Source organism: Demequina muriae (assembly GCF_030418295.1).
Lineage (GTDB): Bacteria > Actinomycetota > Actinomycetes > Actinomycetales > Demequinaceae > Demequina > Demequina muriae.
Window position 1 is genome coordinate 1,668,124 of sequence record NZ_JAUHQA010000001.1, and the last position, 12,332, is coordinate 1,680,455.

The 12,332-nt window shown below is 65.8% G+C and carries 6 protein-coding genes; all 6 read left to right on the forward strand.

The annotated features are described in order from the left end of the window. Window positions 1-196 precede the first annotated feature (196 nt). The gene (gene rpoB / locus QQX02_RS07830; protein ID WP_301142292.1) at window positions 197-3,676 is read left to right on the forward strand and encodes a DNA-directed RNA polymerase subunit beta; all 3,480 of its coding nucleotides are present in this window, start codon (window positions 197-199) and stop codon (window positions 3,674-3,676) included. A 15-nt stretch (window positions 3,677-3,691) separates the two neighbouring features. Continuing rightward, window positions 3,692-7,567, forward strand: a complete 3,876-nt coding sequence (locus QQX02_RS07835) for a DNA-directed RNA polymerase subunit beta' (protein ID WP_301142295.1) — start codon at window positions 3,692-3,694, stop codon at window positions 7,565-7,567. A gap of 194 nt (window positions 7,568-7,761) precedes the next feature. Beyond that, on the forward strand, window positions 7,762-8,136 hold the full coding sequence (rpsL, locus tag QQX02_RS07840; RefSeq protein WP_062131472.1) for a 30S ribosomal protein S12: 375 nt from the start codon (window positions 7,762-7,764) through the stop codon (window positions 8,134-8,136). Beyond that, window positions 8,136-8,606, forward strand: a complete 471-nt coding sequence (gene rpsG / locus QQX02_RS07845) for a 30S ribosomal protein S7 (protein ID WP_062131476.1) — start codon at window positions 8,136-8,138, stop codon at window positions 8,604-8,606. Before rpsL ends, rpsG begins: the two co-directional genes overlap by 1 nt. A gap of 44 nt (window positions 8,607-8,650) precedes the next feature. Next, window positions 8,651-10,765, forward strand: a complete 2,115-nt coding sequence (fusA, locus tag QQX02_RS07850; protein WP_301142297.1) for an elongation factor G — start codon at window positions 8,651-8,653, stop codon at window positions 10,763-10,765. Window positions 10,766-10,890: 125 nt separating this feature from the next. Next, window positions 10,891-12,081, forward strand: coding sequence for an elongation factor Tu (gene tuf, locus QQX02_RS07855; RefSeq protein ID WP_301142298.1), 1,191 nt, complete (start codon window positions 10,891-10,893; stop codon window positions 12,079-12,081). Window positions 12,082-12,332 lie beyond the last annotated feature (251 nt).

Genomic DNA, 12,332 nt, shown 5'->3' on the forward strand with positions numbered 1-12,332 from the left:
TGTCGGGTGGCGCGGATGAGTCGACTGGACATATTGGGAACGACAGCGTAGTCTCTTGCTTTGCGCTGTCTATCGCCCTGCCCTCATATGCCTACCCGGCGCGCCTCCGCAGATACGCGGCTTGGCCCCGGGATCCGGTGGAGTATGTGGCTGAGGACTCGCGACACGCACGCTATCAAGAGGGAAGGACCCGCCCTTGGCTGCCTCGCGCACCCCTTCGGCAACTGCCATCGCCAACCGTTCCGCATCACCGCGAATCTCCTTCGCGCAGATCTCCGAGCCGATTGAGGTTCCCAACCTCCTCGGCATCCAGACCGAGAGCTTCGACTGGCTCGTCGGTAACGCGACCTGGCAGGGACGCGTGGAGACTGCGAAGAGCGAGGGACGCGATGACGTCCCCGAGATCGCGGGACTGCAGGAGATCTTCGAGGAAATCTCTCCGATCGAGGACTTCGGCCAGACGATGTCGCTGAGCTTCTCGGACCCGTACTTCGAGGAGCCCCGGCACACCCCCGAGGAGTGCAAGGAGAAGGACTTCACCTTCGCCGCGCAGCTCTTCGTGACCGCGGAGTTCATGAACAACACGACCGGCGAGATCAAGTCGCAGACCGTGTTCATGGGCGACTTCCCGCTCATGACCCCCAAGGGCACGTTCATCGTGAACGGCACCGAGCGCGTCGTCGTGTCGCAGCTCGTGCGATCGCCCGGCGTGTACTTCGAGCGCACCCCCGACAAGACGTCTGACAAGGACATCTTCACCGCGAAGGTCATTCCCTCGCGCGGTGCGTGGCTCGAGTTCGAGATCGACAAGCGCGACGCCGTCGGCGTGCGCGTCGACCGCAAGCGCAAGCAGCCGGTCACCCTGTTCCTCAAGGCGCTCGGCATGTCCGACGAGACCATCGCGGAGGAGTTCAAGGACTACCCCGCGATCCTCGAGACCCTCGAGAAGGACACCGTCCACTCGCAGGAGGACGCCCTCGTCGACCTGTACCGCAAGCTGCGACCGGGCGAGCCGCCCACGGTCGAGGCGGGCCAGAACCTGCTCGACAACTTCTACTTCAACCCCAAGCGCTACGACCTCGCGAAGGTCGGCCGCTTCAAGCTGAACAAGAAGCTCAAGGTCGGCAAGAAGCTGGGCGAGTCCACGCTGACGCTCGACGACATCGTCGCGACCGTCAAGTACATCGCTGCCGCGCACTCGGGCCAGAAGACCTTCCCGGGTCTGGTGGACGAGGTCGAGGTCGAGACCGATGACATCGACCACTTCGGCAACCGCCGCATCCGCGCCGTGGGCGAGCTGGTCCAGAACCAGATCCGCACCGGCCTGTCCCGCATGGAGCGGGTGGTGCGCGAGCGCATGACGACTCAGGACGTCGAGGCGATCACGCCGCAGACCCTGATCAACACGCGCCCTGTGGTCGCCGCGATCCGCGAGTTCTTCGGGACCTCGCAGCTGTCGCAGTTCATGGACCAGAACAACCCGCTCGCGGGTCTCACCAACAAGCGCCGCCTGTCGGCGCTTGGCCCCGGTGGTCTGTCCCGTGACCGTGCCGGCATGGAGGTCCGTGACGTTCACCCGTCGCACTACGGACGCATGTGCCCCATCGAGACGCCTGAAGGCCCGAACATCGGCCTGATCGGTGCGCTCGCGACCTACGGCCGCGTGAACCCGCTCGGCTTCGTCGAGACCCCCTACCGCAAGGTGCTCAAGGGCAAGGTCACCGACAAGGTCGACTACCTCACCGCCGACGACGAGGACCGCTTCGTCATCGCGCAGGCCAACGCGAAGCTCAGCGACAACAACACGTTCGCCGAGGAGCGCGTGCTGGTCCGCTCGAAGGGTGGCGAGGTCGAGTTCGTGCCGCGCGACGCCGTGGACTACATGGACGTCTCGCCGCGCCAGATGGTGTCGGTCGCGACCGCGCTGATCCCGTTCCTCGAGCACGACGACGCGAACCGCGCGCTCATGGGTGCGAACATGCAGCGCCAGGCCGTGCCGCTGGTGCGTTCCGAGGCGCCGCTCGTCGGCACCGGCATGGAGCGCCGTGCGGCGATCGACGCCGGTGACGTGGTCGTGGCGACCAAGCCCGGCGTGGTCACCGAGGTGAGCGCAGGACTGGTCACGGTGGCGAACGACGATGCCACCACCGGCTCCTACCGCATCGCCAAGTTCGAGCGCTCGAACCAGGGCACGAGTTACAACCAGCGCGTGCTCGTCAGCGAGGGCGACGTCCTCGTCGAGGGCTCGGTCATCGCTGACGGACCGTCGACGGACAACGGCGAGCTCGCGCTCGGCCGCAACCTGCTGGTGGCCTTCATGTGCTGGGAGGGTCACAACTACGAGGACGCGATCATCCTGTCGCAGCGCCTCGTGGAGGACGACGTGCTGTCGTCGATCCACATCGAGGAGCACGAGGTCGACGCTCGGGACACCAAGCTGGGCCCGGAAGAGATCACGCGCGACATCCCGAACGCCTCCGAGGAGGTGCTCGCGGACCTCGACGAGCGCGGCATCATCCGCATCGGCGCCGAGGTGCGTGCGGGTGACGTCCTGGTCGGAAAGGTCACGCCCAAGGGCGAGACCGAGCTCACCCCTGAGGAGCGCCTGCTGCGCGCGATCTTCGGCGAGAAGGCGCGCGAGGTGCGCGACACGTCGCTCAAGGTCCCTCACGGCGAGTCCGGCACCGTCATCGGCGTGCGCGTCTTCACCGAGGAGGAGGGCGACGACCTTCCTGCCGGCGTCAACGAGCTCGTGCGTGTCTACATCGCTCAGCGCCGCAAGATCCAGGAGGGCGACAAGCTCGCTGGCCGTCACGGCAACAAGGGCGTCATCTCGACGATCCTGCCGATCGAGGACATGCCGTTCCTCGAGGACGGCACGCCTGTCGACATCATCCTCAACCCGCTCGGCGTGCCTGGACGTATGAACGTCGGCCAGGTGCTCGAGACTCACACGGGCTGGGTGGCGAAGCACGGCTGGGATGCCACCGGCACCGACGCGGAGTGGGCCAAGAACCTGCCCAAGGGCGCGGAGAAGTCCGAGCCGGGCACCCCGGTGGCGACGCCGGTGTTCGATGGCCTGGAGGAGAAGACGCTTCTCAACCTGCGGTCGGTCATCAACCCGAACAAGGACGGCGACCGGCTGGTCGACGACGACGGCAAGGCGCGGCTGTTCGATGGCCGCTCCGGCGAGCCGTTCCCCGAGCCGGTGGCGGTGGGCTACAAGTACATCCTGAAGCTCCACCACCTTGTCGACGACAAGATCCACGCGCGTTCCACGGGTCCGTACTCGATGATCACGCAGCAGCCCCTGGGCGGAAAGGCCCAGTTCGGCGGCCAGCGCTTCGGCGAGATGGAGGTCTGGGCCCTCGAGGCCTATGGCGCCGCCTACGCCCTGCAGGAGCTGCTGACCATCAAGTCTGACGACGTGGTGGGCCGTGTGAAGGTGTACGAGGCCATCGTCAAGGGCCAGAACATCCCCGACCCGGGCCTGCCCGAGTCGTTCCGGGTGCTCATGAAGGAGATGCAGTCGCTGTGCCTGAACGTCGAGGTCCTCAACTCTGAGGGCCAGCTCGTCGAGATGCGCGAGTCTGAAGACGACGCGTACCAGGCCGCCGAGTCGCTCGGCATCTCCCTCTCCAGCCGCCCTGACGCCTCCAGCGTCGACGAGATCTAAGCAAAGGAACTGACTGTGCTAGACGTCAATGAGTTCAGCGACCTTCGCATCGGTCTGGCCACGGCGGAAGACATCCGCACGTGGTCCCATGGCGAGGTCAAGAAGCCCGAGACCATCAACTACCGCACGCTGAAGCCGGAGAAGGACGGACTCTTCTGCGAGAAGATCTTCGGCCCGACCCGTGACTGGGAGTGTGGCTGCGGCAAGTACAAGCGCGTGCGCTACCGCGGCATCGTCTGCGAGCGCTGCGGCGTCGAGGTCACCCGGTCTCGTGTGCGCCGTGAGCGGATGGGCCACATCGAGCTCGCCGCTCCCGTGACCCACATCTGGTACTTCAAGGGCGTCCCGTCACGCCTCGGGTACCTGCTCGACCTCGCCCCGAAGGACCTCGAGAAGGTCATCTACTTCGCCGCCTACATGGTGACCGAGGTGGACGAGGACGGTCGCCACGAGGACCTGCCGAAGCTCCGCAACGAGATCGAGGCGGAGAAGAAGCAGATCGCCAACCAGCGCGACGTGGACATCAACAACCGCGCCGAGAAGCTGGAGAAGGACCTCGGCGAGCTCGAGGCCGAGGGCGCGAAGGCTGACGCCAAGCGCAAGGTGAAGGACGGCGCGGAGCGCGAGATGGCGAACCTGCGCAAGCGCGCAGACGCCGAGATCGAGCGCCTCGACGCGGTCTTCGACCGCTTCGTCAGCCTCAAGGTCCAGGACCTCGAGGGCGACGAGCTGCTCTACCGCGAACTGTCGCGCCGCTACGGCGTGTACTTCAAGGGCTCGATGGGTGCGGAGGCGATCAAGAAGCGCCTCGAGACCTTCGACCTCGACGCGGAGGCGCTCCACCTGCGCGACATCATCGCCAACGGCAAGGGCCAGCGCAAGACCCGGGCGCTCAAGCGCCTCAAGGTCGTCAACGCGTTCCTCACGACCACCAACTCGCCCTCGGGCATGGTGCTCACCGCCGTCCCGGTCATTCCGCCGGACCTGCGTCCGATGGTGCAGCTGGACGGTGGCCGCTTCGCGACCTCCGACCTGAACGACCTGTACCGCCGCGTCATCAACCGCAACAACCGCCTCAAGCGCCTGCTGGATCTCGGTGCACCCGAGATCATCGTGAACAACGAGAAGCGCATGCTGCAGGAGGCGGTGGACGCACTGTTCGACAACGGTCGCCGCGGGCGTCCGGTCACCGGACCGGGCAACCGGCCGCTGAAGTCGATCTCCGACATGCTGAAGGGCAAGCAGGGCCGGTTCCGTCAGAACCTGCTCGGCAAGCGCGTCGACTACTCGGGCCGTTCGGTCATCGTGGTCGGCCCGCAGCTCAAGCTGCACCAGTGCGGTCTGCCCAAGCAGATGGCGCTCGAGCTGTTCAAGCCATTCGTCATGAAGCGTCTCGTCGAGCTCAACCACGCGCAGAACATCAAGTCTGCGAAGCGCATGGTCGAGCGCAGCCGTTCCGAGGTCTGGGACGTGCTCGAAGAGGTCATCACGGAGCACCCGGTGCTGCTGAACCGCGCACCGACGCTGCACCGTCTGGGCATCCAGGCGTTCGAGCCTCAGCTGGTGGAGGGTAAGGCCATCCACCTGCACCCGCTCGTCTGCGGCGCGTTCAACGCCGACTTCGATGGTGACCAGATGGCCGTGCACCTTCCGCTGAGCGCCGAGGCGCAGGCGGAGGCCCGCGTCCTGATGCTGTCGAGCAACAACATCCTGAAGCCGTCTGACGGTCGTCCGGTGACCATGCCCTCGCAGGACATGATCATCGGTCTGTACCACATGACGCTCCACAAGCCGGGTTCGAAGGGCGAGGGCCTCGCGTTCTCCTCGACGTCCGAGGCGCGTATGTCGTTCGATGCAGGGGAGATTGCGCTCGGCGCAGAGATCTCGCTGCGCGTCGACGCTGACACCGTGCCGCCGGCCGGCCACGAGCTGCCGTCCGACCGAGTCGCGGGTGTGCCGTTCACGCTCACCACGACCCTCGGTCGCGCGCTGTTCAACGAGCTGCTCCCGATCTCCTTCCCGTACGTCAACCGCAACGTTGACAAGAAGGTCCTCGGCGGCATCGTCAACGAGCTCGCCGAGCGCTACGAGAAGGTGGAGGTCGCGGCGTCGCTGGACGCGCTCAAGTCGGCCGGATTCCACTGGGCCACGCGCTCTGGCGTGACCATCGGCATCGGCGACGTGGCGACTCCGAAGAACAAGCAGGAGATCCTGGACCGCTACGAGGCTCAGGCCGTGAAGGTGCAGGTCCAGTACGAGACCGGTCTCATCACGGACGACGAGCGTCGTCAGGAGCTCATCGAGATCTGGACCCAGGCGACCAACGAGGTCGACCGTGCCATGCGCGAGTCGTTCCCGCAGTACAACACCGTGCACACCATGGTGGACTCGGGTGCTCGAGGCAACTGGATGCAGGTCCGTCAGATCGCCGGTATGCGCGGACTGGTGGCGAACCCCAAGGGTGAGATCATCCCGCGTCCGATCAAGTCGAACTACCGCGAGGGACTGTCCGTCCTCGAGTACTTCATCGCCACCCACGGTGCCCGTAAGGGCCTCGCGGATACGGCGCTGCGGACCGCGGACTCGGGCTACCTGACCCGTCGCCTCGTCGACGTGTCGCAGGACGTCATCGTTCGCGAGGGCGACTGCGGGACCGAGCGGGGTCTGTCCATGCCGATCGTCGAGCGCACCGCTGGCGGCGAGGTCGTCAAGCACGAGCGCGTGGAGACCTCAGTCTTCGCCCGCACGCTCGCGACCGACGTGGCCGACGCCAAGGGCAACGTCATCGGGACGGCAGGCGCCGACATCGGCGACGTGCTGATCGATGCGCTGATCGCGGAGGGCATCGAGGAGGTCAAGGTCCGTTCGGTGCTGACGTGCGAGTCCGCAGTGGGCACGTGCGCGAAGTGCTACGGCCGTTCGCTCGCCACCCGTGAGCTCGTGGACATCGGCGAGGCGGTGGGCATCGTCGCCGCCCAGTCGATCGGCGAGCCCGGCACCCAGCTGACCATGCGCACGTTCCACACCGGTGGTGTGGCGTCTGCGGATGACATCACGCAGGGTCTGCCGCGTGTGCAGGAGCTCTTCGAGGCGCGCACCCCCAAGGGTGAGGCCCCGATCTCCGAAGTGCCCGGACGTCTGAAGGTCGACGACTCGGAGGCCACGCGCCGCCTGGTGGTCACCCCGGACAACGGCGACGAGCCGTTCGAGTACCCGGTCTCCAAGCGCTCGCGCCTGCTGGTGCAGGACGGCGAGCACGTCGAGGTCGGTCAGCAGCTCGTCGCTGGAGCCGTGGACCCGAAGAACGTGCTGCGCATTCTCGGCCCCCGCGCCACCCAGAAGCACCTGGTGGACGAGGTCCAGAACGTGTACCGCTCGCAGGGCGTGGAGATCCACGACAAGCACATCGAGGTCATCGTGCGGCAGATGCTCCGCCGCGTGACGGTCCTCGAGGCGGGCGAGGCTCCGCTGCTGCCTGGCGAGCTCGTCGAGCGTGCACGTTTCGAGAAGGCCAACCGTGAGACCGTCACGAGCGGAGGCAAGCCGGCATCGGCTCGTCCCGAGCTCATGGGCATCACCAAGGCTTCGCTCGCGACCGAGTCGTGGCTGTCCGCAGCCTCCTTCCAGGAGACCACCCGCGTGCTCACCGAGGCGGCGATGTCCGGCAAGTCCGACCCCCTGGTCGGGCTCAAGGAGAACGTCATCCTCGGAAAGCTCATCCCCGCGGGCACCGGACTGCAGAACTACGCCACCGCCACTGTCGAGCCCACCGAGGAGGCGAAGGCCAATCTGTTCCCGACCTTCGGCTACGAAGAGTGGGACGGCCAGTACTTCAGCGAGGGAACCGGCGAGGCAGTACGCCTCGAGGAGTTCGACTTTCCTCGCGAGTAGCACCCGTCGGCCGCGGGGCGCGCCTGCCCCGCTTTGACGACGTCGCGGGTCACGGGTATCGTAGATACTCGTGCCCGCGACGTCGGGCCCCCACGCGCGCCCTGTCGGGCGTTTTTCACCATAGGTGCGACACGCCCGGGCGCGGGGGTCGGACCCCCGCAGGTTTCAGCAACACACGATCAAACGGAGATGTAGTGCCTACGATTCAGCAGCTGGTCAGGAAAGGCCGGCACCCCAAGGCCAGCAAGACCAAGACGCCGGCGCTCAAGTCGAGCCCTCAGCGGCGCGGCGTGTGCACCCGTGTCTATACCACGACGCCCAAGAAGCCGAACTCGGCTCTTCGCAAGGTCGCCCGCGTGCGCCTGTCCACGGGTATCGAGGTCACGGCCTACATCCCCGGTGAGGGCCACAACCTGCAGGAGCACTCGATCGTGCTCGTGCGCGGCGGCCGTGTGAAGGACCTTCCCGGTGTTCGCTACAAGATCGTTCGCGGCTCGCTCGACACGCAGGGCGTGAAGGGCCGCCAGCAGGCTCGCAGCCGTTACGGCGCGAAGAGGGAGAAGAAGTAATGCCTCGCAAGGGACCGGCGCCCAAGCGGCCCGTCATCAACGACCCGGTGCACGGCGCGATCGTCGTCACCCAGCTCATCAACAAGGTGCTGCTCGACGGCAAGAAGTCGACCGCAGAGGCCATCGTGTATGGCGCCCTCGCGGGCGTCGGCGAGAAGTCGGGACAGGACCCGGTGGTCGTGCTCAAGCGCGCACTGGAGAACATCCGCCCGGCGCTCGAGGTCCGCAGCCGTCGCGTCGGTGGTGCCACCTATCAGGTGCCCGTCGACGTGCGTCCTGTGCGTTCGACCACGCTCGCCCTCCGCTGGCTGGTGGACTTCTCGCGTGCACGTCGCGAGAAGACCATGACGGAGCGCCTCATGAACGAGATCCTCGACGCATCGAACGGCCTTGGCGCCGCGGTGAAGCGTCGCGAGGACATGCACAAGATGGCCGAGTCGAACAAGGCGTTCGCGCACTACCGCTGGTAGTCGCCGCCTCGTTCGACGGGATCCCAAGACTCTAGGAGAACCACGTGGCACAGGACGTGCTCACGGACCTGACGAAGGTCCGCAACATCGGCATCATGGCTCACATCGATGCCGGCAAGACCACTACGACCGAGCGCATCCTGTTCTACACGGGTGTCAACTACAAGATCGGCGAGACCCACGACGGCGCCTCGACGACTGACTGGATGGAGCAGGAGCAGGAGCGCGGCATCACCATCACGTCCGCCGCGGTCACGTGCTTCTGGGCCGACAACCAGATCAACATCATCGACACCCCTGGCCACGTGGACTTCACCGTCGAGGTCGAGCGCTCGCTGCGCGTCCTCGACGGCGCGGTCGCGGTCTTCGACGGCAAGGAAGGCGTGGAGCCCCAGTCCGAGACTGTGTGGCGCCAGGCCGACAAGTACGACGTTCCCCGCATCTGCTTCGTCAACAAGATGGACAAGCTGGGCGCGGACTTCTACTTCACCGTCGAGACCATCATCAAGCGCCTCGGTGCCAAGCCGCTGGTCATCCAGCTGCCCATCGGCGCCGAGAACGACTTCGTCGGCATCGTCGACCTGGTCGAGATGAACGCCAAGGTGTGGCCCGGCGACTCGAAGGGTGACGTCACCATGGGCGCCACCTACGAGACCACCGAGATCCCGGCGGACCTCAAGGACAAGGCCGACGAGTACCGTGCGGCCCTCCTTGAGAGCGTCGCCGAGTCGGACGAGGTGCTCTTCGAGAAGTACCTCGGCGGCGAGGAGATCACGGTCGCGGAGATCAAGGCGGCGATCCGCAAGATGACGGTCGCCTCCGAGATCTACCCGGTGCTGTGCGGCTCCGCGTTCAAGAACCGTGGCGTGCAGCCGATGCTCGACGCCGTCATCGACTACCTGCCGGGGCCGCTCGACGTTCCCGCCATCCAGGGCCACGACGTCAAGGACCCGGAGAAGATCATCGAGCGCCACGCCGACGCGACGGAGCCGTTCGCGGCTCTTGCGTTCAAGGTGGTCTCCCACCCGTTCTTCGGTCGCCTCACGTACGTCCGCGTCTACTCGGGTCACCTCGAGAACGGCGCTCAGATCATCAACTCGACCAAGGGCAAGAAGGAGCGCATCGGGAAGCTGTTCCAGATGCACGCCAACAAGGAGAACCCTGTCGAGACGATCCACGCCGGCCACATCTACGCGGTGATCGGCCTCAAGGACACGACGACGGGCGACACCCTGTGCAACCCGGAGCACCAGGTCGTGCTCGAGTCGATGACCTTCCCCGAGCCCGTGATCGACGTGGCGATCGAGCCCAAGACCAAGGGTGACCAGGAGAAGCTGTCGCTCGCGATCCAGAAGCTCGCGGAGGAGGACCCCACCTTCCGCGTCCGCCTGGACGACGAGACCGGCCAGACCGTCATCGGCGGCATGGGCGAGCTTCACCTCGACATCCTCGTGGATCGCATGAGGCGCGAGTTCAAGGTCGACGCCAACGTCGGCAAGCCGCAGGTGGCGTACCGCGAGACGATTCGCAAGACGGTCGCGAAGTACGACTACACCCACAAGAAGCAGACCGGTGGTTCCGGCCAGTTCGCGAAGGTGCAGATCTCGCTCGAGCCCCTCGAGGCCGACTCCGAGGTCCAGTACGAGTTCAAGAACGCCGTGACCGGTGGACGCATCCCGCGGGAGTACATCCCGTCGGTCGACGCCGGCATGCAGGCCGCCATGGAGCTCGGCATCCAGGCCGGCTACCCGGTCGTGGGCGTGCGCGCCACGCTGCTCGATGGCCAGTACCACGACGTCGACTCCTCGGAGATGGCGTTCAAGATTGCCGGTTCGATGGCCTTCAAGGAGGCCTCGAGGCTGGCGAAGCCCGTTCTGCTCGAGCCGATGATGGCCGTTGAGGTCCGCACGCCCGAGGAGTACATGGGCGAGGTCATCGGCGACATCAACTCGCGCCGCGGTCAGATCCGTCAGATGTCCGACGCCGCTGGCGTCAAGGTCATCGACGCGCTCGTGCCGCTGTCCGAGATGTTCGGCTACGTCGGCGACCTGCGGTCCAAGACGTCGGGCCGAGCGGTGTATTCGATGTCGTTCGACAGCTACGCGGAGGTCCCCAAGGCAGTCGCCGAGGAGATCATCGCGAAGACCCGGGGCGAGTAGTCCCACCGGTTGTAAAACATCAGCAACAATAGCGACCAGTAGGGATGACGCCCCGAATGGCCTTCACCGGGCCTCACGGACTAGCATCTTTACCCTAAGTCTCAAAAAATCAGGAGGAACCCCTCATGGCTAAGGCCAAGTTCGAGCGGACCAAGCCGCACGTCAACATCGGAACCATCGGTCACGTCGACCACGGCAAGACGACGCTGACTGCCGCGATCTCGAAGGTGCTGCACGACCAGTACCCCGACCTCAACCCCTTCACGCCTTTCGAGGACATCGACAAGGCGCCCGAAGAGCGCGAGCGCGGCATCACGATCAACATTGCTCACATCGAGTACCAGACCGAGAAGCGCCACTACGCGCACGTTGACGCCCCTGGTCACGCCGACTACATCAAGAACATGATCACCGGTGCCGCCCAGATGGACGGCGCGATCCTGGTGGTCGCGGCGACCGACGGCCCGATGGCCCAGACGCGCGAGCACGTGCTGCTCGCGAAGCAGGTCGGCGTGCCGTACCTGCTCGTCGCGCTCAACAAGTCGGACATGGTCGACGACGAGGAGATCCTGGACCTCGTCGAGATGGAGGTCCGCGAACTGCTGTCCTCGCAGGGCTTCGACGGCGACAACGCTCCCGTGGTCAAGGTCTCGGCGCTCAAGGCGCTCGAGGGCGACGAGAAGTGGGCCAAGTCCGTTGCGGACCTCATGGAGGCCGTGGACGAGAACGTCCCCGAGCCCGTCCGCGACATGGACAAGCCGTTCCTGATGCCCATCGAGGACGTCTTCACGATCACCGGTCGTGGCACCGTCGTCACCGGCAAGGTGGAGCGCGGCAAGCTCGCGATCAACTCGGACGTCGAGATCCTCGGCATCCGCGACCCGCAGAAGACCACGGTCACCGGTATCGAGATGTTCCACAAGCAGATGGACGAGGCGTGGGCCGGCGAGAACTGTGGTCTGCTGCTTCGTGGCACCAAGCGCGAGGACGTCGAGCGCGGCCAGGTCGTGGTTGCCCCCGGCACCACCACCCCGCACACCAACTTCGAGGGCAAGGTCTACATCCTCAACAAGGATGAGGGTGGACGCCACAACCCCTTCTACACGAACTACCGCCCGCAGTTCTACATCCGCACCACGGATGTGACCGGCGTGATCACGCTGCCCGAGGGCACCGACATGGTCATGCCTGGCGACACCACTGAGATGTCGGTCGAGCTGATTCAGCCGATCGCCCTCGAAGAGGGTCAGGGCTTCGCGATTCGTGAGGGTGGCCGGACCGTCGGTTCAGGCACCGTCACCAAGATCACCAAGTAGTTCCTTTTCACGGCCCGATGCGGGGTCTGGCTCAATCGCCAGGCCCCGCATCGGCGTGACAGGGCCGATGCACGGGCGGGCTTCCCACCCGGGTCTCGGAAGGGCCGATGCGGCCCGGTTGGCGCTGAGCGCCGAAATCTGGCACAATATTCAGGTTGCCCATTGCGGGCGACCGCACACTCACCCACGACGACTCGAGAGATCGAGAAGCGCGCCAGTGCGTCGCAGATATGCGACACGCCCGAGCGCGG